Here is a 22,511-nt window from a genome sequence, read left to right on the forward strand (position 1 = left end):
TACTGGAACTTAGCAGGATACGCTCAGGAACAAAGCCGATTCACATCACGGACGATGTGTTTTGCAGCACAGGGTGAACGATTGCGGCATTCCCGCAACAGGTGGGAGGGGAATGACCGCGGGATGCGATTTCAGGCCGACTTGCCGCGTGCCATCAGCAGCTTCTGCTTCAGATCGTTCTGGGCAAAGGGTTTCTGCAGAACCGGGCGGTCACGGAAGGCGTCCCGGATGCCCGCGCTGCCATAGCCCGTCGAGAAGACGAACGGGATCGACCGCTGTGCCAGGGCTTCGGCGACCGGGTAGATCGGCTCGCCGGCGACATTCACGTCGAGGATCGCCAGATCGACCTGTTCGCGCGCCACGGCGTCCAGGGCGGCTGACAGGCGTGCGGCCGGGCCGATCACCTCGCAGCCGAAGTCGAGAAGCATGTCTTCCAGGAGCAGGGAGATCGCGGCTTCGTCCTCGACGACGAGAATGCGCAGGCCGTTGAGATCGCCGTCGCTGGTTACGCTGTCAGTCACGGGTTTACTTTCTTTCACGCTGGGGCGCCCGCCGATGGCTCAGCAGGGCACGGAACAAGATGCGCAGGATGGTCTGGACTTCAAGCCTGGAGAATCAGACGCTTCTATCATTTTTGCAGATCCAAGCAAAAACCGGGCAGAACCGCCATAACCCATGATAATGTTACGGTATGATCTTAGGGCGTTCCCCTGCCCCTGCCTAGATCCCCGGCTAGACGGTTATCCGGATGAAGCATGGCTGATCGTCCTTTGGGGGCCTTGCGGAGAACGCCGCCCGGCTCGAATAATCGAACCATGTCCCCGCGTGATTGCCTGTATCGGCCCATGAATGCTCCCGGATCGGATCAAATCCATGCCTAGGCGGCGGTCCAGGGCACCCGTTCTCATCGTTCTGCACCAGGAGCACTCGACCCCCGGTCGGGTCGGGCGTCTGCTCGTCGAACGCGGCTACCCCCTCGACATCCGCCGTCCCCGGTTCGGCGACCCGCTTCCGGAGACCCTCGCGGAACACACGGGAGCCGTCATCTTCGGCGGTCCGATGAGCGCCAACGATCCTGACGATTTCGTGAAGACCGAGATCGACTGGATCGAGGTTCCGCTTAAGGAGAACAAGCCTGTTCTCGGCCTCTGCCTCGGAGCCCAGATGATGGCCAGGCATCTCGGCGCCCGGGTCTGGGCCCATCCGGAAGGCCGGGCCGAGATCGGCTATTACCCGCTGCTGCCGACCCCTGCCGGGGAGGCCCTCAGCGGCGACTGGGGCGTTCCCTGGCCGAGCCATGTCTATCACTGGCACCGGGAAGGATTCGACTGCCCGCATGGGGCCGAGACCCTGGCGACGGGCGACGACTTTCCCACCCAGGCGATCCGGGTCGGCGAGCGGGCCTTCGGCCTCCAGTTCCACCCGGAGGTCACCCACGCCATGCTGTGCCGCTGGACCGTCCGTGCCGCGGAGCGGCTCGCCATGCCGGGCGCGCAGGATCGGGTCCGGCAGCTCGCCGGACGCTTCCAGCACGACCCGCATGTCTCGCGCTGGCTCGACCGGTTTCTGGATCACTGGCTCGACGACCCGCTGCCGAAGCGCCTGCGGGCCTGAAATTCAGGTCGCGTCGAATTCGAAGGGCGAGATCCCGCGCTTCATCTCGTCGACGATAAGCGCGTGCATCAGGGGCGGGGCGGCGCGCTGCGGGCAGGCGGCGCGCTCGCACAGGCGGCAATTGACCCCGATCGGCGTCGCGTCCGCGGAAGCCGGGTCGAGGCCGCGGGCATAGACGAGGCGGTGGGCGTATTTCAGCTCGCAGCCGAGGCCCACGACGAATTGCGGATCGGGCGCTCCCCATGGGTTGAAGGCGCGCCTGACCGTGCGGGCGATGGAGAACCAGCGCGAGGAATCCGGCAGCTCGACGATCTGGGTCGCCACTTGGCCGGGGATCCGGAAGGTGGAGTGCAGGTTCCAGAGCGGGCAGGTGCCGCCGAACTGCGAGAACGGGAACCGGCCCGAGGAGAAGCGCTTCGACACGTTGCCGGCGGAATCCACCCGCACCAGGAAGAACGGAATTCCCCGCGCGCCCGGGCGGGCCAGCGTGGTGAGCCGGTGCGCCACCTGCTCGAAGCTCGCGCCGAAGCGGGCGCCCAGCACCTCCACGTCGTAGCCGAGCGCCTCCGCGGCCGCGTGGAACCGGCCATAGGGCATCATGAGGGCGCCGGCGAAGTAGTTGCCGAAGGAGACGCGCAGCAGCCGCCGCGCCGGTCCGTCGGTGGGCTCGAGCCGGGCGGCGAGCGCGTCGATGGTCTCGCGCATCTCGGCGAAGGCCAATTGGTAGGCAGCCTGGAAGGTCCTTCCGGAAGGATCCACCAGTTCGGAGATCAGGAGCTGGCGCCGGTGATGGTCGTAGCGGCGCAAGCTGTCCGGCATCACGTCGACCGGCATGATGCGCACCCGGATCCCGTGCCGGGCGTGCAGGCGCTCGGCGATGGCGAAGAAGGGCTCGTGGCCCGTCAGGGAGAGGTCGGACGCCAGGGTCTCGGCGGCCTCGTCCAGTTCGGCGAAATGGTTCTTCGCCTCGTGGATCAGCTCCCGCACCCGGTCGACCGGATTGACCTGGGACGCGTCCTCCGCCCGGTCGCGGTCGCTGGGGCTCGGCATGACCGCCTCGCGGGCGCCGCGCAGGGCCTGATAGGCCCGGTAGAGACGGTTGACGGCGTCGACCAGGGAGGGGGCGCTCTCCACGGTCTCGCGCAGCTCGAGCCGCGCCACCGGGGTGGCGCGGAAGAGCGGATCGGCGAAGACCTCCTCGAGCTCCGACACGGTGCGCTCGTGATCGTCGTTGGCGAATTCGCGCGGGTCGAGGGAATAGGCGTGGGCGAGGCGGATCAGCACCTGGGCGGTGATCGGCCGCTGGTTGCGCTCCATCAGGTTCAGGTAGCTCGGGGACAGCCCGAGCTCCTCGGCCATGCGCGACTGGCTCATGTTGAGCTCGCGCCGCAGCCTCTTGAGACGGGGGCCCACGAAAAGCTTTCTGCTCTCATCCATGTTGTAAATCTTTTTACAAGTTTACACGACCCGTCGAGTCAAAGCTTTACAGGGCGACTTTTCTTTTGAAATCCCTCGTTGAAACAATCGCTTCTTCGCGGATTATTCAATCAAGACGTCCTGCTGCTCTGCAATAATTCTGGACTGCGGGATGGTTTTGTCAAGAAATGTAAAAGGACCGATCCCCATGACCCATCAGCCGAATCAGGGCCCGCTGCAAGACCTGATCTCCGCCGCTCCCGAGGGGCGCTTCGACGGTATCCGCAGGCCTTATTCAGCCGAGGACGTGACCCGGCTGCGCGGATCCTTCCCGATCGCCCACACGCTCGCCGAGCGCGGCGCACAGCGCCTGTGGCGGCTCCTGCAGGAGCGTCCCTACGTCCATTCGCTCGGCGCCATGACGGGCAACCAGGCCATGCAGATGGCCCGGGCGGGATTGGAGGCGATCTACCTCTCCGGCTGGCAGGTGGCGGCGGATTCGAACGTGGCGGGCGCCATGTATCCGGACCAGTCGCTCTACCCGGCCAATTCCGGCCCCGAGCTGTGCCGGCGCATCAACCGCACCTTCCAGCGCGCCGACCAGATCGAGCATGCGGAGGGCGGCGCCAAACGCGACTGGTTCCTGCCCATCGTGGCCGACGCGGAGGCGGGCTTCGGCGGACCGCTCAACACCTTCGAGATCATGAAGGCCTATATCGAGGCCGGCGCCGCCGGGGTGCATTTCGAGGACCAGCTGGCGTCGGAAAAGAAGTGCGGCCATCTCGGCGGCAAGGTGCTGATCCCGACCTCGGCCCATGAGCGCAACCTGATCGCCGCCCGGCTCGCGGCCGACGTGATGGGCACCTCGACCCTGATCATGGCCCGCACGGACGCGGAATCGGCCAAGCTCATCACGTCGGACGTGGACGAGCGCGACCGGCCCTTCATCGAGCCCGACAGCCGCACCCCGGAAGGCTTCTACCGCCTGAAGGACGGCACCGGCCTCGACCATTGCATCGCCCGGGGCCTGGCCTATGCGGAGCTCGCCGACCTCCTGTGGTGGGAGACCTCGCACCCGGATCTCGACGATGCGCGCCGGTTCGCGGAAGCGATCCACAAGCGCCATCCGGGCAAGCTGCTGGCCTATAACTGCTCGCCTTCCTTCAACTGGAAGAAGAAGCTCGACGACGCCACCATCGCCAAGTTCCAGCGCGAGCTCGGCGCCATGGGGTACCGGTTCCAGTTCGTCACCCTGGCGGGCTTCCACCAGCTCAACTACGGCATGTTCGAGCTGGCGAGCGGCTACCGCGACCGTGGCATGGGCGCCTATTCCGACCTGCAGGTGCGCGAATTCGCCGCCGAGACCGACGGCTACACGGCCACCCGGCACCAGCGCGAGGTCGGCACCGGCTACTTCGACCAGGTCTCGGTGGTCATCACTGGCGGCAAGTCCTCCACGACGGCGATGGCGGAATCGACCGAGACCGCGCAGTTCCAGAGCCCGGCCAAGCTCCAAGCGGCCGAATGAGATCAACCAAGTCCCAATTCAGCCCCCTAACCTTTGTCACCAATGGAGATCGATCATGATGAAGTCCCGTTTCTGGGTGGTCGGCGGCGAGTACACCTCCTGCGACTGCGAAACCATCGTCCAAGGCACCGAGCGGGTGGTCGGTCCTTTCGAGAGCCGCATGGATGCCGAGCGCACCTGGCGCACGCTCTCCGAGGATCACCGTCCCCAGGCGCAGGTGCGGTTCACCATTGCCCAGGAGCCTCCGTCGACCCTGAGCGCCTGACGAGGCCCCGCGAGGCGCTCGCAGCGGTCGCCCCGCCGGAGGACGATGGTTCCTTCGGCGGGATCTTTTGCGGCGGGATCTTTGCGGTGGGATCTTTTGCCGCCACACGAAGTTTTTAACTTCCCGGATCATTCTTCGGGAGCCTCCCCCCTGCCTAAACGGCCCGACTGTCCTAGAAAGAGCAAGGCGCTGTTTCTCTAGGGGGTTCGCATGAAGACCGTCCTCAAGTCGCTGACATTGGCTGCTGCCCTGGCCCTGGCGGCTGCCGGGGCCGCCCGGGCCGACGTGGTCGTTTCGTCGAAGATCGACACGGAAGGCTCCGTGCTGGGCAACATCATCCTGCTCGCGCTCAATGCCAACGGCATCAAGACCCAGGACCGGATCCAGCTCGGGGCGACCCCGGTGGTGCGCAAGGCCATCACGGCCGGCGAGATCGACATCTACCCCGAGTACACCGGTAATGCGGGCTTTTTCTTCAACAAGGCGGACGATCCGGTCTGGAAGGATGCGGCCAAGGGTTTCGAGACGGCCAAGAAGCTCGATTACGACGCCAACAAGATCGTCTGGCTCGATGCCGCGCCCGCCAACAACACCTGGGCCATCGCGCTGCGCAAGGACGTGGCCGATTCCAACAAGCTGAAAACGCTCGCCGATTTCGGCCAGTGGGTGACGAAGGGCGGCAAGGTGGTGCTGGCGGCCTCCGCCGAGTTCGTGAATTCGGACGCGGCCCTGCCGGCCTTCCAGAAGACCTATGACTTCAAGATGAAGCCGGAACAGCTCATTGTGCTGTCCGGCGGCGACACGGCGGCTACCATCAAGGCGGCGGCCGAGCAGACCAACGGGGCCAACGCCGCCATGGTCTACGGCACCGATGGCGGCATCGCCCCGTCGGGCCTCGTGGTGATGGAGGACAACAAGAACGTGCAGCCGGTCTACGCGCCGGCGCCGATCATCCGCGAGACCGCCCTGAAGGAGAACCCGAAGATCGCCGAGATCCTGAAGCCGGTCTTCGCGTCCCTCGACCTCGCCACGCTCCAGGGGCTGAACGCCCGTGTCCAGGTGGGCGGCGAGCCCGCGAAGGCGGTGGCCACGGACTATTTGAAGTCCAAGGGATTTCTGAAATGATCTGAAGTCCCGGCTTCAGGGACGACAGGCGGCGCGACAAGGGCCGGAAGTTTTTGAACACGATCTCCTCCCGAACGACCGCGCCCGGCATGCCATCGTTGCGTCCAACTCTGTCCCTCGATCGGCTCGGGAGCGTGATCGCCGTCCTGATCGGCGTCGCGCTCTTTGCCGGTCCGTTCGTCATCTACCGGGCCAACCGCATCGTGGCGGGCGAGGGGCGGATGCTGACGGATGCGTTGCCCGTCCCGGGCGCGCTGACCGTGGTGATCGCGGCGCTCGCCGTCGCGCTGTGCGCGGCATTGGTCCGTGGCCCGCTGATCCGCCTCGCGGCCGCGTCCGTGGGCCTCGGCGTGATCTTTCCGGCAGTCGGATGGTCGGCCGGTTTCGTCACGCCGCCCGGCAACACGTTTGCGCGCGTGTCGCCGTCCCTGGGCTTCTGGCTCCTCGCCCTCTCCTTCGCGTTGCTGGCCGCCGATGCGCTGACGCGCCTGCGTCTGGGACCCTGGGCGCGGATCGCCGCCGTGGCGGTTGCGGCGGGCGCGGTCGCCCTTCTGCTCGTCTCCGGAGCTTGGGACGGTCTTTCCCTGCTCAAGGAATATGCGAACCGCCAGGACACCTTCTGGCGCGAGGCGGGCCAGCACCTGTGGCTCGCCCTGGGCTCCATGATAGCCGCCTGCCTGGTCGGGCTGCCCCTCGGCATCCTGGCCCATCGCGTCCGGCCTTTGCGAACGGCGATCCTGCAGGTGCTCAACATCGTCCAGACGATCCCGAGCATCGCGCTCTTCGGCATCCTGATCGCGCCGCTGGGATACCTGTCCGCCCACGTGCCCCTGGCGGCCGCCCTGGGCATCCACGGCATCGGGGCCGCGCCGGCCTTCATCGCACTCTTCCTCTATTCCCTGCTGCCCGTGGTGGCCAATACGGTCACCGGACTGAACCAGGTGCCGGCCGCGGTGTCCGACGCGGCCCGCGGCATGGGATTGTCCGTGCGCCAGCGCCTGTGGCAGGTCGAACTGCCCCTGGCGCTTCCCGTCATCCTGGCCGGGATCCGCATCGTGCTGGTCCAGAATCTCGGCCTGGCCACCGTGGCGGCGCTGATCGGGGGAGGGGGCTTCGGCACCTTCGTGTTCCAGGGCATCGGCCAGACGGCGATCGACCTCGTGCTGCTCGGCGCCATTCCCACCGTGGCCCTGGCGTTCGTCGCCGCCATCACCCTCGATGCCATCATCGATCTGACCAGGCGGGGCACTTAGATGATCGAGATCGAGCATCTCACCAAGCGCTATGGCGCGACGACCGTCGTCGAGGACGTGTCCTTCCGGATCGACGAGGGCACCATCGCGGTGGTCGTCGGCACGTCGGGGGCGGGCAAGTCGACCCTGCTGCGCATGATCAACCGCCTCGTCGAGCCGAGCGCCGGCCGCGTGCTCATCGACGGCCAGGACACGATGGCGATTCCGGAAGACGAGCTGCGGCACCGGATCGGCTACGTGATCCAGGGCTACGGGCTGTTTCCCCATCGCACCGTGGCCGAGAACATCGCCACGGTGCCGCGCCTTCTCGGCTGGGACAAACGGAGGATCGCCACCCGGGTGGAGGAGCTGCTCGATCTGTTCCAGCTCGATCCGGCGGACTTCGCCACGAAATTCCCGCATGAACTGTCGGGCGGACAGCAGCAGCGCGTGGGCGTCGCCCGGGCGCTTGCGGCAAAGCCCGGCCTTCTCCTGATGGACGAGCCCTTCGGCGCGCTCGATCCGGTCATCCGCAGCAAGGCGCAGGACGATCTCGTGGCGATCCAGCGCCGCCTCGGGACCACCATCGTGCTGGTCACGCACGACATGAACGAGGCATTTCAGCTCGGCGATCGCATCGCCGTGATGGATCAGGCGCGGCTCCTGCAATACGACACGCCAGCCCGGCTGCTGATGCATCCGGCGGAAGCTTTCGTCGAGCAGCTCGTGGGAACGGCCGAACGGCCCTTCCGGCTTCTCTCTCTGACGCGCGTGCAGGCGGCGCTCGAGCCGGGTGCCGCCGAGGGCGAACCCATCCTCGTGACCGAGTCGCTGCGCGACGCGCTTTCGCGTCTGATCTGGGTCGGGCGCGAGACCCTGCCCGTGGTCGATGCAACGGGCGCCGCCCTCGGACGCGTCAGCGTGCGGGGCATCCTGGCGCATGGGCGCTCCATCGCATGAGCGCACGAGCCTTCGTCCTGCGCGCGGCGGCGCTGCTCCTGCTCGTGCTCTTCGTCACGGCCCCGGGGCTTTTCGCGTTCGCGTTCAGGCCCCTGACCGTGAACGGCGCGCCGGCCATCTACAACCAGGGCAGCCTTCTCGCCCTCACCCTGTCGCATCTGCGCATCGTGGTCCTGGCGACGCTCGCCAGCACGATCCTGGCCGTGGGGCTCGGCATCTTCGTCACGCGGCCGTCGGGCGCCGAGTTCCTGCCGCTGTCGCGAAGCCTCGTGAATATCGGCCAGACCTTCCCGCCGATCGCCGTTCTGGCCATCGCGGTGCCGCTCGTGGGCTTCGGCGAGAAGCCGACCTTCATCGCGCTGTTCCTCTACGGTCTCCTGCCGATCTTCGAGAACACGCTCACGGGCCTGATGGACGTGTCGCCGCAGACCCTCGAAGCCGCGAAGGGCATGGGGATGAATCCGCGCCAGCGCCTGGTCCAGGTGGAGCTGCCGCTCGCTCTTCCGGTGATTCTCGCCGGCATTCGCCTCTCGGTGATCATCAGCCTCGGCACCGCCACCATCGGGTCGACGGTGGCGGCCAAGGGATTGGGCGAGGTCATCATCGCGGGCCTTCAGTCCAACAACGTGGCCTTCGTGCTGCAGGGCGGGTTGGTGGTTGCGCTCCTGGCGGTTCTGATCCACGACGGAATGGGGCTGGCGGAACGGGCTGTCGCGAGACGGCTGGGCCGCCCTGTGGACGAGGTTGCATGACACTGCTCGAACGACTGAAGATCGAAACCCGCCAGGCGCACGACCGGATCGAGACCGCCATCGATCTCGATCGCCGGATCGCGTCGCGGGAGGCTTACAGGGACCTGCTGATCCGCTTCTACGGGTTCCACAAGGCCTGGGAGAGCGAGGCCGCCGAGCGCGCGCCCGACCGGGCCTTCTTCGACAGCCGTCGCAAGACGGACCTGCTCGCCAGAGACCTGGAGGCCCTAGGATTGAAATCCGGCGACATCATTCGTTTGCCACAATGCCGGCCTCTGATGCCTCTGCCGGCCCCGGAGGCGGTGCTGGGAAGCATGTATGTGGTCGAGGGCTCGACGCTCGGCGGCGCGATCATCGCGCGCCAGGTGGAGCATCGACTGGGATTCACCGCGGACACGGGCTGCGCCTATTTCCGCAGCTATGGACGCCATGTCGCGGCCATGTGGAAGTCGTTCGGAGCGATGCTTCAGGAAGCATCGTCGCCGGAAGCAGACGATCTCATCGTCGGGGCCGCGCAGGATACCTTCACCGTGATGCACGATTGGCTGTGCGAGACCCCATGACCCAACAGACGCACGATCTCGATCTCACCGCCTGCGAGCGGGAGCCGATCCACATTCCCGGCAGCATCCAGCCGCACGGGATCCTTCTCGCGATCCGGCTGTCCGACCGGACGATCGCCTATGCCAGCGCCAACACGGCCGAAATCTTCGGGTTCGATCCGGCCGATGCCCTCGGCCGGCCCTTCGACGAGGTGATGCCCGCCCTGAGCGCCGAATTCGCCGCGCAGCTCGACGATCCCCCGGCGGCAGGGAACGCCCGGTTCGTCCGGACCATCCAGGTCCACACCGCCCAGCAGGAGCGGTTCTTCGAGACGGCCGTCTCCCGGTCCGGCGATTGCGCGATCCTCGAGCTGGAGGAGCCGCCGCAGGGCGGGATCTCCAGCATCGACGCGCTCTATCCCACCCTGCGCCGGTTCGTCGAGCAGCTGCAGGGCGCCTCCACGATCGAAACCCTCTGCCATCTTGCCGCGCAGGACATCCGCCGCATGACCGGGTTCGACCGGGTCCTGATCTATCAGTTCGACGAGCAGTGGAACGGCACCGTCATCGCCGAGGACCGCAATGAGGTCCTGCCGTCCTATCTCGACCTGCGCTTTCCCGCCTCCGACATCCCGGCCCAGGCGCGGGAGCTCTACCGCCGCAACCGCCTGCGCATCATTCCCGATGCCGATTACACGCCGGTTCCCATTCAGTCGCGCGATCCCGCGCCGCTGGATCTGAGCGACTCGGTGCTGCGCAGCGTCTCGCCGGTCCATCTCGAATACATGCGCAACATGGGGACCCTCGCCTCCATGTCGATCTCGATCCTGCGCGACGGCCAGCTGTGGGGCCTGATCTCCTGCCACAACAAGGAGCCCAAGCGGGTCTCGCTCCAGGTGCGCAACGCCTGCGATTTCCTGACGCAGATCTTCTCCCTGCAGCTCGAGGCGCGCGAGAACACGACGCTGGCCGAGAACCGGGTGCGTCTCGGCGCCGTGCAGACGAGGCTTCTCGCCCACATGGCCGCCGAGGAGCGTTTCATCGCGGGCCTCGTGAACCATCCCGACGACCTGATGATGCTCTCCGGCGCGCAGGGCGCCGCCGTCCTGACGCAGGACCATTGCTGGTGCCTGGGCGAGGCACCTACAATGGATCAGGTCCGGGCGCTGTTCGACTGGCTGTCCGACAACCATCAGGAGGACGTGTTCGCCACCGACCACCTGGCGGCGATCTATCCGGCGGCGGAGGCCTTCGCCGACAAGGCGAGCGGCCTGCTCTCGATCTCGATTTCCAAGGTGCATTCGAGCTACGTGCTCTGGTTCCGCCCCGAGGTCGTGCAGACCGTGAAGTGGGGCGGCAATCCGCAAAAGCCCGTTCAGGAGGAGGCGGGCTCCTTGAGGCTTCATCCCCGGCGCTCCTTCGAGACCTGGAAGGAGACGGTGCGCAGCCGCTCCCTGGCCTGGGACCGGAGCGAGATCGAGGCGGTCAAGGAGCTGCGCAACGCCATCGTGGGCATCGTCCTGCGCCGGGCCGAGGAACTGGCCTCGCTGTCGGAGGAGCTGCGCCGCAGCAACAAGGAGCTGGAGGCCTTCTCCTATTCGGTGTCCCACGACCTGCGGGCCCCGTTCCGCCACATCGTGGGCTATTCCGAACTGCTGAAGAAAGAGGCGAGCGATCTGTCCGAGAAGGGCCGGCGCTACGTGGACACCATCATCGAATCCGCCTACACGGCCGGAACCCTCGTCGACAACCTGCTGCGCTTCTCGCAGATGGGCCGAACGGCCCTGAAGCCCCGGACTGTGGACGTGGCCGGCCTGGTCGGCGAGATCAGGCACAAGCTGTCCGCCGAGCATGCCGACCGCCGGATCCAATGGGTCGTCGGGGACCTGCTTCCCGTGAACGCGGATCCGGTCCTGATCCGGCTGGTCTTTGAAAACCTCCTCGACAATGCGGTAAAGTACACCCGCACCCGGGAGAAGGCGCGCATCGAGATCGGCTCCAGCCGAAAGAATGGGGAGACGGTCTATTTCGTGCGCGACAACGGCGTCGGGTTCGATATGAAGTACATCGACAAGCTGTTCGGCGTCTTCCAGCGCCTGCACCGGATGGAAGAGTTCGAAGGCACGGGGATCGGGCTCGCCAATGTTCGCCGGATCGTCGAGCGGCACGGAGGCAGGGCCTGGGCCGAAGGGGCGCTCGACCGGGGCGCGACCTTCTCCGTCGCCCTGCCTGATCATGATGAAGGAGCGGCGTGAATGCCGGAATTGAAACCGATCCTGCTGGTTGAGGACAACCCGAAGGATCTCGAACTGACCCTGGCGGCTCTCGAGCAGAGCCAGCTCGCCAACGAGGTCGTCGTGGTGCGCGACGGCGAGGAGGCGCTCGATTTCCTCTACCGCCGCGGGCCCCATGAGAGCCGCAACACCAGCGACCCGGCCGTCGTCCTGCTCGATCTCAAGCTGCCGAAGATCGACGGGCTCGAGGTGCTGGAGAAGGTCAAGGCAGACCCGCGCCTGAGGCAGACGCCGGTCGTCATGCTCACCTCGTCGCGGGAGGAGAGCGACCTGGTGCGCAGCTACGAGCTCGGGGTGAACGCCTTCGTGGTGAAGCCCGTGGGCTTCCGCGAGTTCTTCGATGCGATCCAGGACCTCGGGGTGTTCTGGGCGATCCTGAACGAGCCGCCGCCGCGGCGCAACGGAACCTGAGAGCCTCCATGGATCGGGCATCCGCCATCTCGTCGGATCAGAGGCTGCGCATCCTCCTGCTGGAGGACAGCGCCCTCGATGCTGAATTGATGACGGAAGCCCTGGCCGATGCCGGCCTGTCCGCCGCGATCGAGCGCGTGGTGTCGGCCGCCGAGTTCACGGCGGCGGTCCGGGACGGGAGATGGGACCTCATCCTGGCCGATTACCTTCTGCCGGCCTTCAACGGCCTGAACGCCCTCGAGATCGCCCGGGAGATCGTTCCCGCCACGCCTTTCGTGTTCGTGTCGGGCGCCCTCGGCGAGGAGGTCGCCGTCGAGGCCCTGAAGCGCGGCGCGACGGATTACGTCCTGAAGGAGAAGCTCGACCGGCTGCCCGCCACGATCCTGCGCGCCCTGGCCGAAGCCGGCGAGCGCGCCGAGAAGAAGCGGGCGCAGGATGCCCTGCAGCAGATGCTCGACGAGCGAACGGCGCTTCTGCACGAGCTCGACCACCGGGTGAAGAACAATCTCCAGCTGCTGCTCTCCCTCATCGGCATCGAGATCCGCCAGTCCGAGGACGACCAGGTGCGTCACGTGCTCGGGCGCGTGAAGGAGCGCATGCAGGCGCTCGCCGCCGCGCATCGCGATCTCTATGACGGGCAGGGATCGACGCGGTTCGACGCGTCGAGCTTCGCCAAGGGCTTGTGCCATGAACTGACCGCGGCGCTTCCGGACGTGCGGATCACGCCGGAATTCGAGATCGAGACCGTGGAGGTCGAGGCCGCGAAGGCAGCCCCGATGGCGCTCCTGTTCAACGAGATCGTGGTCAACGCCCTGACCCACGCCTACAAGGAGCGGAAGGGAAAGCTGAAGCTCCGGCTCCAGGTGCGGGACGGGGCCCTGCTCTTCGAGATCTCCGACGACGCCTTCAGCCCCGAGGAGAAGGAGGCCGCGCGGACGAGCGCCTCCGGCACCATCCTGAAGGCCCTGGCGCGCCAGCTCGACGCCCATGTCGATTGGCCCCGGGAAGAACCAGCCACGCTCGTGCGTGTCCTGATGCCGGTTCAGGACAGCTAGCATGACGGGCCGACGATCCGCAGCGAAAGACAGGGCCGAACAAGCGAATCGCGGCCGTCCCGCCGGGGTCCGCACGTCGCTGCGGCAGGTGTTGTGGGGACTGGTCTTCGTTCTCGCCCTGCCGACTATTCTGGTGGCGGCGGCTGGCCTCTATTCGGGCTACCGGGCCGAGCAGCAGGCGATCGACCTGCGCATGCAGGAAACCGCCCGTGCCCTGAGCCTGCTGCTCGACCGCGAGATCGAGAAGTCGGTGGTCGGCCTGCAGGTGCTCGCCCAATCGTCCAGCCTCGCCAAGGGCGACCTCGAGGAATTCTACCAGCGGACGAAAAACACCGGACTGGCCGACCCGTCGTGGATCGCGCTCTTCGAACCCGGCGGCCGCGTTCTGTTCAACACCCGTGTGCCTTACGGCGTCGCCTTGCCGAACAGCAACCGTCCGGAGGCGCTGCGGCTCGTTCAGGAAACCCGCAAGCCCCATGTGTCCGACCTCTATGTGGGGTCATTGACCCGGCAGCGCCTGATCACCATCGACGTCCCGGTCATTCTCGACGAGCAGGTCGTCTACATCCTGTCGCTCGCGATCACGCCGGACGTCTTTCAGGCCATCATCCGCGACCAGCGGATCGACAGCGGGTGGAACGCCGCGGTGCTCGACCGCAGCCGGACCATCGTGGCCCGCTCCCGCGCCCCGGAGCGGTTCGTCGGCCAATCCGCCAGTCCCAACGTTCAGGAGGCCCTCGCGGCCTCGCGGGAAGGACGCCTCCAGAGCGTGACGCTCGAGGGCATTCCGGTGCGCACCTATTTCAGTCAGTCGCCGGCTTACGGCTGGTCCTTCGTGCTCAGCATCCCGGAAACGGAGCTAGCACGGTCGGCCCAGCGCTCCCTCTTCTGGCTGGCGGTTCTGGGTGCTGTCATCCTGGGCGGCATTCTCCTGGCGGTCCTGCTCTCCCGCGCCATCGCCAAACCGGTCGACCAGCTCGTGGCGGCGGCCCAGACCCTCGGACGCGGCCATGAGGTGTCGGCTCCGACGACCACCCGGGTGCTGGAATTCGACACGATCAAGAAGGCGCTCGTGGAGGCCTCGACCGGCCTCCGCAGGCACGAGCGGGAGCGGGAGGAGGTTCTCGCCCACATGGCCGAGAGCGAGGCGCGCCTGCGCATGGCCCTCACGGCGGGACATCTCGGCTCCTGGGAGTTCGTTCCGTCCACGGGCGCCTTCACCACGTCGGCCCTGTGCCGGGCCAATTTCGGCCGTGACGCCGACGAGCCTTTCACCTATGCGGACCTGATCGAGTCGATCCATCCCGACGACCGGGCCATGCAGGCGGAGGCCATGGCCCGGGCCCTTGCGACCCGCACGGACCTGCACGTGGAATATCGCGCAATCTGGCCCGACGGCAGCGAACACTGGATCCGGATCAGCGGCCGGATGCGAATCGGGCCGGACGGGCAGGTGTCCATGGTCGGCGTGTCCCAGGACGTGACCGAGCGCCGCCTCGCCGAAGACCGGCAGGCGCTTCTGCTGCACGAGCTCAACCACCGGGTCAAGAACACGCTGGCGACGGTTCAGTCCGTGGCCTCCCTGACGCGACGCTCCGCGGCGAGCAGCGATCCTGCGGCGTGGAGCGCCTTCATGGATCGCCTGCATGGCATGGCCAAGACTCATGACCTTCTCACGGCGACCCAGTGGCAGGGCGCTCTTCTGGAGGACGTGCTCAAAAACGAGCTGGAGCCCTACCAGGACGGCATGTGCCAGCGCATCCGTCTGCGGGGTCCGAAGGTCAATCTTCAGCCGGGCGCCGTCCTCGCCCTGGGGCTGGCCGTTCATGAGCTCGCGACGAACGCCGTCAAGTACGGGTCCCTTTCGGTTCCGGACGGCAAGGTGCATGTGATGTGGGCCCTCACTGCGGGCTCAAGCCAGTCCGCGCTGCTCGTGGAATGGGTCGAGAGCGGCGGTCCGACCGTCAAGAAGCCCGAGCGCCAGGGCTTCGGATCGAAGCTCATCCAGCGCGGCCTGGCGCAGCAGCTCGGCGGAGAGATCAAGCTCGATTTCGCCCCGGCGGGAATCCGCTGCGTCATCACCTTCCCGCTTTCGACGATGAGTCCCGATCAGAGCGACGCGGAGGAATCGCGCGAGCGCTATGCCTCGTGACGACGATGACGTGGCCGCAGCATTCGTTCTCACCCTCTGATAGGGTGGAGCGATCTGAAAGAACGATGGGGAACAGGCTCTCCTCGTCAAAGGCGGGCTTGTCCGGGCCATCCCGATCCGGAGAAGCAATGTGCTTTTCATCATCGGGATCACCGGCACGAGGCCGGTGATGACGTGAGAGGTGCCGCTCCATTCGTCCAGGTTGCTCCACGCCTTTGGCCATTCACCCGGTACCTTCATGACCTCGATCAGAGACAAGCTTGAAACCATTCTGACGCGCCTGGCCGGCCGTGCGGCCGACGAGCGGGTGTTCCTGCGCGTCTACGAGGACGCGGCGCGCGTTGCGGCCGATGCCGCCGATGCACGCCGTCGCGCGGGCCTTTCGCTCGGACCGCTCGACGGGACGATCGTGTCGATCAAGGACCTGTTCGACGTGGCGGGCGAGACCACGCTCGCAGGCTCGATCGCCCTGCGCGATGCACCGCCCGCCGCCAGGGACGCGGTGGTCGTTCGCCGCATCCGCCAGGCTGGCGCCGTCATCGTGGGCAGGACCAACATGGTGGAGTTCGCCTTCTCGGGGTTGGGCCTCAATCCGCATTACGGCACGCCGGGCAACGCGGCGGATCCCTCGCGCATTCCTGGCGGATCGTCCTCGGGCGCCGGCGTCTCGGTGGCCGAGGGCACGAGCGAGATCGCTATCGGCACCGATACCGGCGGCTCCGTGCGCATTCCGGCCGCGCTCAACGGCGTCGTCGGCTTCAAGCCCACGGCGCATCGCGTGCCGCTGGACGGCACCCTCCCGCTCTCGCCCAGCCTCGATTCCATCGGGCCGCTCGCCCGTACCGTGCAGGACTGCGCCTTCGCGGATGCGGTTATGGCCGGCGAGGAGCCGCGCGTGCTGGCTCCGCATCCCCTGGCCGGATTGCGGATCGGCGTTCCGCGGGGACGCCTGTTCGCGCAGTCCGAGCCGATGGTGGACCGGGCGTTCGAGGCGTCATTGGCGGTCCTGTCGCGGGCCGGCGCAAGGGTCGCCGATCACGCCATCGAGGATCTGCTCGACGCCATGGCCGACACGACGGTCGCGGCCTCCATCGCGTCCATCGAGGCATCCGAGGTTCATGCGGACTGGCTCGACGCAAAGGCGGCCGAGATGGACCCGCGGGTGCGCTGGTGGATCGCCCGCAGCGGCACGGTGCCGGCGCCGATCTACATCCGCATGCTGCGCCGCCGGCGTGCGCTCGCCGCCGCCATGGACGCGCGGTTGTCTTCCATCGACGTGCTGGCGCTGCCGGCCACCGCCATCGCGGCTCCGCTGACCGCGCCGCTGGAAGCCGACGACAAGCTCTACAACAGGACCGATGCGCTGATCCTGCGCAACACCATGTTCGGGAACCAGTTCGACCTGACCGCGATCTCTCTGCCGCTTCCCCGCACCGAGAGGCCCGTTGGCCTCATGCTGGTGGCCCGGCACGGCCAGGACCAGAGGCTGCTGGACATCGCCGCGAGCGTCGAGGCGGTGCTGGCGTCGGACTCCTGACCACGGCACAGGATCGTGAAATGAAGCGTTATGCCCGCTCCGGAAAGATGCTTGCGAGAAGCGGGATGATGCATCGCCTTTACCTCTGCCTCGGCTATGCGAGCCTCGCGCTCGGGATAGCCGGCATCTTCCTGCCGGTCTTGCCGACCACCCCTTTCGTGCTCCTGGCAGCCTGGTGTTTCACACGATCGAACCCGGCCCTGGCCGCAAAACTCTACAATCATCCTCGCTTCGGTCCGCTGCTCACCGCATGGCGCGATCAGAAGGCCATTCCGCTCCAGGCCAAAATCTGCGCCCTGACGATGCTCGCCCTGTCATACGCGGTGATTCTGCATCTTGCCGAAAGCCGCATCCTGCCGTTGATTCTCGGGGCGATCATGGGAAGCGTCGCCCTGTACATCGCCACGCGTCCGAGACCGCGCGGCAGACCCGATGTCCCAGAGCCCGATGCTTGCGAGCGATAGGATCTGCGTCCGTTCATCGCCACTCGGTAAGCCCGTGGCCGGGCGCGACGATGCCGGGCTTCTGCCCTTTGGCCCAGGTTGTGCCATGTTACGGCCCAGGTTCCGGTTAGGCTGCAGGCGTCGCGATTGAAGGAGCCCCATCATGCGCAGCCTCAGCCTGTCGGTCTTCCTGCTGGCATCAGCCGCGATGCTCGTCCCGCTTCTGATCGGACTGGCCTATGCGGTGAGCGTGCTGGCGTCGGCCCTCATGTTTCCCTGATGTGGTCCTGATCGTATCCCTGTTCATGGAGCCATCGACCGGCGATGGCGGCGGCCTGTCGTGGAACCGTCCTTGAAAGCGGACGTTGGACAGCGATTGTTGAACAGGACTTTTCCGATGCGAAAAATCATTCTTCTGTCCGCTCTTGCCATGGGCGCAGGTCTCTGGAGCGCTTCGCCTTCTCTCGCTCAGCCTCAGCTCCAACTCGGCATCGGACCCGATGGGCGTCCGCAGTTCGGCGTGCGCGATCCTCAGCAGGAGCGTTACGAACGCCGGGAACGCTGGCGCGAGCGCCGTGAGGAGGAGCGCGCCCGCGCCTATGAGGCCGGCCGCCGGGATGCGATGCGTGACGAGCGCCGTTACGGCTACGAGAGCCGCTGCCGCAACATCATCATTCGCGAGGAGAACGAATGGGGCCGCACGGTCGAGCGGCGGGTCCGTCGCTGCGATTGATGACGCTCCCGATTCCCACCTGTTGATTCGACCTGCTTCTCAGGCTCGCGGGTTGGCGATTTCCGCCGTGAGCTTGGGAAGCTCCTTGGTCATCCACTCCACCATCTGATCGCTGGTTTTCAAATGACCCGGCATCGGGATGAACGGGCCATGGGATTCGTAGATGGCCATGGGATCCCGCGCACCCAGGATCGGGTCGAGATCATCCTCGATTTCAGGCGTGATGGTTCTGCCGCCGAACCACGTGAGGAGCAGCAGGAGCATCCCGACGGCGCCGGCCAGGACGACGAGCAAGGATATTGCCAAGTCTGCGACCACTTGTTCCGTCCCTGAACTCAGAAGGCTTGCCTTTGGGGAGCCTAGCACCGAAAGGCGCGCGGTCCAACGCCGCAAAGCGCATGGCGCAGCACAGCAGGCAGCGCACATTTTCGCAGGTGCGAGGAACCGCCCTCACGAGCTTGAGGTTGAACTTCCAATCACCTCGCTGAACGCGCATGGAGTTCGTCGGCCGTCACGAGGGAAGGGGTGCGGAGCGATCGACCTATCGCATGGGAGGCGCCCATGAGAACGTATTACGTGTTCCAGTCCGAGCGGACGCCCGATCTGCGCGGCTTTACGGAGAGCGCCACGGGCGAGACGCTGCCCGCCGAGCATGGGCCCTGGGCCCTCGACCGGCGGATCAGTCCCGATGACGAGTGGGTTCTCAATGTCAGCCGGGCGGTGGTAGCGGCCGGGATCATCGAGAACGGGTTCTATCTCTGGGGACCGGTCGAACGGCCGACCGAATGGCACCCGGTGATCCAGAGCGATCGGGTGGAAGGCACGGCCGTCTACGGTCCGGACGGAACGCAGATCGGCACCATCAAGCGCCTGCTGATCGAGAAGGTGAGCGGGCGGGTTCTCTATGTGGATGTGACCTTCGGCGGCTTCCTGGGGATCGGCGTGCACCATCATACGGTTCCCTGGGACAAGCTCGCCTACGACAGGGAACTCGAGGGCTATCGCACCGACGTGACCGAGGCCCAGGTGCAGGCGGCTCCCGCCTTCTACGGCGATGACCGGATCTGGCCGGACCGCAAGCGCGAGCAGGAGATGCGGGATTACTGGCACGACATCCCGAGAGGCCCGATCTGACCGCAGGGCCTGTCCGGCGAGAATCGCGCTCGTCGTCGGCGAAGCCTCACGGCGCGGGCGCGGGCCTGCTATGATGGCTTCGTCCCAGGTCCCTGGAGGGTGCCATGATCGAGCATGCGTTCAAAGTCGGCCAGGCGGTGCGGCCCAGAGCCAGCTGCCACAGCCTTCCGAACGATCTGTTCCGGGTTCTGCGCCTCCTGCCATCCACGGCAGGCGGCGTGCCGCTCTACTGCATCAAGAGCCAGGCGGAGCTGATCGAGCGCATCGTCGAGCAGAGCGAGATCGAGGCGGCGGCGCGCTAGCTCCGGCCCTGTTGCGTATTCGCTCGATGTCCCGATGGTTGTTTGTAGTTGTTTCTCGCCATCTCCTCGCGCAGTCATGCTCTGCGAGGGCAACGAATTTCGTCGTCTCATTCCATGAAACGTAAATCGAAGTAACGCGTTGACGATCAAATCGCAATACACGTCAATACGTGGAGATGGAATGATGAAGAAGTCAGCTTGGCTCGTGGCAGCCGCGTTAATTGGCTCGAGCGTCGTCGTTTCGACGCCTTCGTCGGCTCAGGTGCAGTTCGGCATCGGCCCCGATGGCCCGAGCGTCCGCGTCGGCCCGGACAATGATCGCTATGAACGCCGCTACGAGCGCCGTCGCGTCTATGACCGCGACGACCTGTCCACCGGAAGCGTCGAGCGCTGCCGCACCGTGGTGATCCGCGAGGAAGAGCCCGACGGCGACATCGTGACCCGCCGCGTCCGCCGCTGCCGCTAACGCTAAAACGGCGACACTTTCGACCCATGCCCGGGTGGCCTGCCGGCTCCCGGGCATCGTTGCGTCCCTGGAGCGTGCAATCGGCTCAGGCTGCCTCCGCGTGCCGCGGCCGGCTCGATTCCACCTCCACGGTGAGCGCCGGCGTCATCATGCGTCCCCGGTTGATCAGGTCGGATACGGCGGACGCGAGCGCCAGCGCGGCCCGGTCTTTCCGTCCGAGCTGGAGACCATGCACGTAGAGCCGCATCAGCTCGACCGTCACATAGTGAAAGGCGACCTCGGATCCGCGGGCGAGCCTCATCCGTCGTGACGCCGTCGCCAGCTTGTCGAGGTAAAGAGATCGCTCGACCGGGGATTCCGACAGGAAGCCGCTCAATCCCCCGAACAGATGCTCGAAATGGTCCCACAGGAGCGCGAGATTCTTGGCCGCCTTGTCCTGCTGGTCGGGCGCGAGCGCCTGGAACTCGGCCAGAAGCTCCCAGGCCGGATCGGACCCGATCGCTTCGTCCTCGGGGCTGGGCAGCGGCACGAAGGGTAGAAGCGTCCGGGTCTGCGAGAGCAGGGCGGGGCGCAGCGCGTCCCAGCCGGCGAACACCCTGGGCATGACGATCAGCGCCGTGGCGAGAACGGTCTGGTCGACCATGGTGCCGGCACGCCCGAGCGCCGGGCGCGCCATCGCGCGGCAGGTCTCGATGAACTGCCAGCGCAGGAGGCAGAGCCTCTGGAATGATTCGAGCTTTTCGATGAGTCCGCTTTGCGGCTGATGATCGACGGACCAGGGGAAGGTGAAGTCACTTCGGGGCTGAGGCGGGCTGCTCATAAGACTGATGATCCGATCCGCAAATCACTTTCGACGCAGGTCCGGTGATACAGGGTCAATCCAGGCAACTTTGAGGCCCGGACACTCTATTGCGTAAGTACGTTTGGTCGCAGCGGAATTTACTCTCAAGACCCGGGCGTCCCGCGGCGCCGCGGGGCTCGTGCCGACCCGGACGGACGAGGGGGCAAACGGCCCATCCTTGAACCTCGGCCGGCCTCTTCCTACATCCCGGATGACCCCGATCCGGGCCCCTCTGACGCAAGCCATGCCGGCCGCTGCGTGATGTCGGATCTCCCCCGATCCGACCGCCGGCACAGAGGTGAGAATGCTTCAAGATCTTTTGGCAGCCGTCGTCGGCGTGCTGATCGTCGATCCGCTTCAGGCGGAGATGAACGAACGCCTGTCCCAGGTCCGCGCGCCTCAGGCCGTCATCACCGAAATGCGGACTTGCGCCGCATCCTCCTTGCCGAAGCTCGCCGACCGGGCCATGGCCGAACCGCTCTGGGTCGTCACGGCGGCGCTCGATGTCTGGACCGGCCGCACAAAGCCCGAAGAGATCCTCAGTGGCACGTCCACCCAGTGCGACGCCGCCGTCAAGGCGGCCAGGACCTATCTGGAGAGCCGCGGGGCGTGATGGCCGGACCGGCTGCGCTGATCGCCAGTCGCATCGCTTGTGATCAGTCGCCCCGGACCACAACGATCTTACTCCTCCGAGGAGGCTGTCGCGTCTCTTGGGGCGTGTTACTGTTCCGCCTTCGCTTCGAGAGGCGGTGTCCGATGAAAAACCTCGATCTCCTGCTGGCATGTCTGTGTTGGGTGCTTCCTGCTCAGGCGCAGCAGCAGGGTCAGGCGATCCGGTTCGAGGCAGTCCCGTCTCAAGGCCTCTTCAAGGGGGCGATGCCGGACCTTCCGAAGGCGGATCGGCTCGAGGCGCGGGTGCGTCCCTTCACGGTTCGACCCGGCATGGTCGACGCCATGTGGCACAGCCATCCGACGCCTATCGTGGGCTATGTCATCGATGGAGTCGTTGCGATCGAGATCAAGGGACAAGGAATATCTCAGTTCAAGGCCGGGGAGGCTTTCCTGGAGCCCGCCAACACCGTGATGCGCGCCAGCAATCCGGGCCAGGACGTGGCGAAAGTGGTGGTGTTTCAGGTGTCTCCGCCAGAGGCGGCCTATTCCGAGATGGCACCGCCGCAGGAGTGAAGCGACAGCTTTGCTCACCGCATCCGCTCCGCAACGGCTGTGGTCCCCGTCGCCCGATGTTTCGCAGCTTGCAGCCGATGGGATCATGCAGCCTGCTGAACGCGACACGCATCTGGCATGGGCCTGCCAGAGGAGAGATGAGCACCGGTCCGTCATCGGGCGTGAGCGCTCCAAATTGTCCGGAAACGCACTTCAGCATAGGCCCTTCCATTGATTCTCCCGGCAGACCGGCACGAGCCGCAGGAGAAAGCTTGCCGGCCGACTTGCGGCGGATCGAGGCTCGCCCGTCAGGAACGCGATAATGAACATCAAGCCCATACGTTCCAAAACGACCGCAAGACAGTGGAGGTAGAAGAGCGTACCTCTTCTGAACGTCTGCCCGAATCCCGAGAACCGGGCTACGGTGAAGCTCCTCGTTCGACATGTCATTACTCGAAGATATCATTTCACGTGAAAGTTTCCGTCACGATTGTAGAAGATTCAGCACGGTCATTTCCCGGCCATTAGGACCGTGGCGCACCACT

At 66.1% G+C, this 22,511-nt stretch carries 24 protein-coding genes; 20 read left to right on the forward strand and 4 right to left on the reverse strand.

All coding sequences use genetic code 11. The features are described 5' to 3' along the window. Window positions 1-131: 131 nt before the first annotated feature. Complete coding sequence (locus tag HPT29_RS02020; RefSeq protein WP_173949037.1) at window positions 132-521, reverse strand: response regulator; 390 nt, start codon at window positions 519-521, stop codon at window positions 132-134. A gap of 352 nt (window positions 522-873) precedes the next feature. Here HPT29_RS02020 and HPT29_RS02025 point away from each other — a divergent pair, with 352 nt between their 5' ends. After that, a complete protein-coding gene (locus HPT29_RS02025) occupies window positions 874-1,614 on the forward strand; it encodes a glutamine amidotransferase (RefSeq protein WP_173949036.1) in 741 nt (246 codons plus the stop codon). 3 nt (window positions 1,615-1,617) lie between these two features. Here HPT29_RS02025 and HPT29_RS02030 read toward each other — a convergent pair whose 3' ends face one another. Continuing rightward, a complete protein-coding gene (locus HPT29_RS02030) occupies window positions 1,618-3,051 on the reverse strand; it encodes a helix-turn-helix domain-containing protein (RefSeq protein WP_173949035.1) in 1,434 nt (477 codons plus the stop codon). A gap of 187 nt (window positions 3,052-3,238) precedes the next feature. On the opposite strand from HPT29_RS02030, the gene aceA reads away from it, so the two are divergent. The 14 genes from aceA to HPT29_RS02100 all read left to right on the forward strand — a co-directional run bounded on the left by aceA (window position 3,239) and on the right by HPT29_RS02100 (window position 18,059). Beyond that, window positions 3,239-4,558 carry an isocitrate lyase gene (aceA, locus tag HPT29_RS02035; protein WP_173949034.1) on the forward strand — a complete coding sequence of 440 codons (1,320 nt, stop codon included), beginning with the start codon at window positions 3,239-3,241 and terminating at the stop codon, window positions 4,556-4,558. Between the two features lie 55 nt (window positions 4,559-4,613). After that, window positions 4,614-4,823, forward strand: coding sequence for a DUF4170 domain-containing protein (locus HPT29_RS02040; protein ID WP_247654339.1), 210 nt, complete (start codon window positions 4,614-4,616; stop codon window positions 4,821-4,823). Window positions 4,824-5,033: 210 nt separating this feature from the next. Further along, window positions 5,034-5,948 carry a glycine betaine ABC transporter substrate-binding protein OsmF gene (gene osmF / locus HPT29_RS02045; protein WP_173949033.1) on the forward strand — a complete coding sequence of 305 codons (915 nt, stop codon included), beginning with the start codon at window positions 5,034-5,036 and terminating at the stop codon, window positions 5,946-5,948. 89 nt (window positions 5,949-6,037) lie between these two features. Then, window positions 6,038-7,201, forward strand: a complete 1,164-nt coding sequence (locus HPT29_RS02050) for an ABC transporter permease (protein WP_173949032.1) — start codon at window positions 6,038-6,040, stop codon at window positions 7,199-7,201. Beyond that, window positions 7,202-8,140, forward strand: coding sequence for an ABC transporter ATP-binding protein (locus HPT29_RS02055; RefSeq protein ID WP_173949031.1), 939 nt, complete (start codon window positions 7,202-7,204; stop codon window positions 8,138-8,140). Beyond that, entirely contained in the window at window positions 8,137-8,892 is a 756-nt protein-coding gene (locus HPT29_RS02060) for an ABC transporter permease (RefSeq protein WP_173949030.1), read from the forward strand. Before HPT29_RS02055 ends, HPT29_RS02060 begins: the two co-directional genes overlap by 4 nt. Further along, complete coding sequence (locus HPT29_RS02065) at window positions 8,889-9,455, forward strand: biliverdin-producing heme oxygenase (RefSeq protein ID WP_173949029.1); 567 nt, start codon at window positions 8,889-8,891, stop codon at window positions 9,453-9,455. The genes HPT29_RS02060 and HPT29_RS02065 overlap by 4 nt, the downstream gene beginning before the upstream one ends. Continuing rightward, entirely contained in the window at window positions 9,452-11,689 is a 2,238-nt protein-coding gene (locus HPT29_RS02070) for an ATP-binding protein (protein WP_173949028.1), read from the forward strand. The genes HPT29_RS02065 and HPT29_RS02070 overlap by 4 nt, the downstream gene beginning before the upstream one ends. Further along, window positions 11,690-12,139: a response regulator gene (locus HPT29_RS02075; protein WP_173949027.1), complete on the forward strand. Its 450-nt coding sequence runs from the start codon at window positions 11,690-11,692 to the stop codon at window positions 12,137-12,139. Between the two features lie 8 nt (window positions 12,140-12,147). Further along, window positions 12,148-13,194 carry a sensor histidine kinase gene (locus tag HPT29_RS02080; RefSeq protein ID WP_173949026.1) on the forward strand — a complete coding sequence of 349 codons (1,047 nt, stop codon included), beginning with the start codon at window positions 12,148-12,150 and terminating at the stop codon, window positions 13,192-13,194. Between the two features lies 1 nt (window position 13,195). Further along, entirely contained in the window at window positions 13,196-15,346 is a 2,151-nt protein-coding gene (locus tag HPT29_RS02085; protein ID WP_173949025.1) for a sensor histidine kinase, read from the forward strand. Window positions 15,347-15,584: 238 nt separating this feature from the next. Next, window positions 15,585-16,883 carry an amidase gene (locus HPT29_RS02090; protein WP_173949024.1) on the forward strand — a complete coding sequence of 433 codons (1,299 nt, stop codon included), beginning with the start codon at window positions 15,585-15,587 and terminating at the stop codon, window positions 16,881-16,883. A 20-nt stretch (window positions 16,884-16,903) separates the two neighbouring features. Next, the gene (locus HPT29_RS02095) at window positions 16,904-17,347 is read left to right on the forward strand and encodes a YbaN family protein (RefSeq protein ID WP_259060426.1); all 444 of its coding nucleotides are present in this window, start codon (window positions 16,904-16,906) and stop codon (window positions 17,345-17,347) included. Window positions 17,348-17,723: 376 nt separating this feature from the next. Next, complete coding sequence (locus HPT29_RS02100) at window positions 17,724-18,059, forward strand: hypothetical protein (RefSeq protein ID WP_173949023.1); 336 nt, start codon at window positions 17,724-17,726, stop codon at window positions 18,057-18,059. Between the two features lie 39 nt (window positions 18,060-18,098). On the opposite strand, the gene HPT29_RS02105 is transcribed toward HPT29_RS02100, so the two are convergent. After that, on the reverse strand, window positions 18,099-18,365 hold the full coding sequence (locus tag HPT29_RS02105; RefSeq protein ID WP_173949022.1) for a hypothetical protein: 267 nt from the start codon (window positions 18,363-18,365) through the stop codon (window positions 18,099-18,101). A gap of 255 nt (window positions 18,366-18,620) precedes the next feature. Between HPT29_RS02105 and HPT29_RS02110 the strand changes: the two genes are divergently transcribed. The 3 genes from HPT29_RS02110 (at window position 18,621) to HPT29_RS02120 (ending at window position 19,961) form a co-directional block, all read left to right on the forward strand. Next, entirely contained in the window at window positions 18,621-19,193 is a 573-nt protein-coding gene (locus HPT29_RS02110; protein WP_173949021.1) for a PRC-barrel domain-containing protein, read from the forward strand. A 104-nt stretch (window positions 19,194-19,297) separates the two neighbouring features. Beyond that, a complete protein-coding gene (locus tag HPT29_RS02115) occupies window positions 19,298-19,495 on the forward strand; it encodes a hypothetical protein (RefSeq protein WP_173949020.1) in 198 nt (65 codons plus the stop codon). 184 nt (window positions 19,496-19,679) lie between these two features. Beyond that, window positions 19,680-19,961: a hypothetical protein gene (locus HPT29_RS02120; protein ID WP_173949019.1), complete on the forward strand. Its 282-nt coding sequence runs from the start codon at window positions 19,680-19,682 to the stop codon at window positions 19,959-19,961. Window positions 19,962-20,046: 85 nt separating this feature from the next. Here HPT29_RS02120 and HPT29_RS02125 read toward each other — a convergent pair whose 3' ends face one another. Further along, window positions 20,047-20,781: a hypothetical protein gene (locus HPT29_RS02125; protein WP_173949018.1), complete on the reverse strand. Its 735-nt coding sequence runs from the start codon at window positions 20,779-20,781 to the stop codon at window positions 20,047-20,049. Between the two features lie 325 nt (window positions 20,782-21,106). Between HPT29_RS02125 and HPT29_RS02130 the strand changes: the two genes are divergently transcribed. Then, window positions 21,107-21,415: a hypothetical protein gene (locus HPT29_RS02130; RefSeq protein WP_173949017.1), complete on the forward strand. Its 309-nt coding sequence runs from the start codon at window positions 21,107-21,109 to the stop codon at window positions 21,413-21,415. Window positions 21,416-21,558: 143 nt separating this feature from the next. Beyond that, complete coding sequence (locus tag HPT29_RS02135) at window positions 21,559-21,987, forward strand: cupin domain-containing protein (protein WP_173949016.1); 429 nt, start codon at window positions 21,559-21,561, stop codon at window positions 21,985-21,987. The last annotated feature ends 524 nt before the right edge of the window (window positions 21,988-22,511 follow it).

The sequence above is a fragment of the Microvirga terrae genome (assembly GCF_013307435.2).
GTDB classification, from domain to species: domain Bacteria; phylum Pseudomonadota; class Alphaproteobacteria; order Rhizobiales; family Beijerinckiaceae; genus Microvirga; species Microvirga terrae.

Coding starts and splice junctions, on each gene's coding strand:
- HPT29_RS02025 (WP_173949036.1), top strand. CDS start 874: ATGCCTAGGCGGCGGTCCAGGGCACCCGTTCTCATCGTTCTGCACCAG.
- HPT29_RS02030 (WP_173949035.1), bottom strand. CDS start 3,051: ATGGATGAGAGCAGAAAGCTTTTCGTGGGCCCCCGTCTCAAGAGGCTG.
- aceA (WP_173949034.1), top strand. CDS start 3,239: ATGACCCATCAGCCGAATCAGGGCCCGCTGCAAGACCTGATCTCCGCC.
- HPT29_RS02040 (WP_247654339.1), top strand. CDS start 4,614: ATGATGAAGTCCCGTTTCTGGGTGGTCGGCGGCGAGTACACCTCCTGC.
- osmF (WP_173949033.1), top strand. CDS start 5,034: ATGAAGACCGTCCTCAAGTCGCTGACATTGGCTGCTGCCCTGGCCCTG.
- HPT29_RS02050 (WP_173949032.1), top strand. CDS start 6,038: ATGCCATCGTTGCGTCCAACTCTGTCCCTCGATCGGCTCGGGAGCGTG.
- HPT29_RS02055 (WP_173949031.1), top strand. CDS start 7,202: ATGATCGAGATCGAGCATCTCACCAAGCGCTATGGCGCGACGACCGTC.
- HPT29_RS02060 (WP_173949030.1), top strand. CDS start 8,137: ATGAGCGCACGAGCCTTCGTCCTGCGCGCGGCGGCGCTGCTCCTGCTC.
- HPT29_RS02065 (WP_173949029.1), top strand. CDS start 8,889: ATGACACTGCTCGAACGACTGAAGATCGAAACCCGCCAGGCGCACGAC.
- HPT29_RS02070 (WP_173949028.1), top strand. CDS start 9,452: ATGACCCAACAGACGCACGATCTCGATCTCACCGCCTGCGAGCGGGAG.
- HPT29_RS02075 (WP_173949027.1), top strand. CDS start 11,690: ATGCCGGAATTGAAACCGATCCTGCTGGTTGAGGACAACCCGAAGGAT.
- HPT29_RS02080 (WP_173949026.1), top strand. CDS start 12,148: ATGGATCGGGCATCCGCCATCTCGTCGGATCAGAGGCTGCGCATCCTC.
- HPT29_RS02085 (WP_173949025.1), top strand. CDS start 13,196: ATGACGGGCCGACGATCCGCAGCGAAAGACAGGGCCGAACAAGCGAAT.
- HPT29_RS02090 (WP_173949024.1), top strand. CDS start 15,585: ATGACCTCGATCAGAGACAAGCTTGAAACCATTCTGACGCGCCTGGCC.
- HPT29_RS02095 (WP_259060426.1), top strand. CDS start 16,904: ATGAAGCGTTATGCCCGCTCCGGAAAGATGCTTGCGAGAAGCGGGATG.
- HPT29_RS02100 (WP_173949023.1), top strand. CDS start 17,724: ATGCGAAAAATCATTCTTCTGTCCGCTCTTGCCATGGGCGCAGGTCTC.
- HPT29_RS02110 (WP_173949021.1), top strand. CDS start 18,621: ATGAGAACGTATTACGTGTTCCAGTCCGAGCGGACGCCCGATCTGCGC.
- HPT29_RS02115 (WP_173949020.1), top strand. CDS start 19,298: ATGATCGAGCATGCGTTCAAAGTCGGCCAGGCGGTGCGGCCCAGAGCC.
- HPT29_RS02120 (WP_173949019.1), top strand. CDS start 19,680: ATGAAGAAGTCAGCTTGGCTCGTGGCAGCCGCGTTAATTGGCTCGAGC.
- HPT29_RS02125 (WP_173949018.1), bottom strand. CDS start 20,781: ATGAGCAGCCCGCCTCAGCCCCGAAGTGACTTCACCTTCCCCTGGTCC.
- HPT29_RS02130 (WP_173949017.1), top strand. CDS start 21,107: ATGCTTCAAGATCTTTTGGCAGCCGTCGTCGGCGTGCTGATCGTCGAT.
- HPT29_RS02135 (WP_173949016.1), top strand. CDS start 21,559: ATGAAAAACCTCGATCTCCTGCTGGCATGTCTGTGTTGGGTGCTTCCT.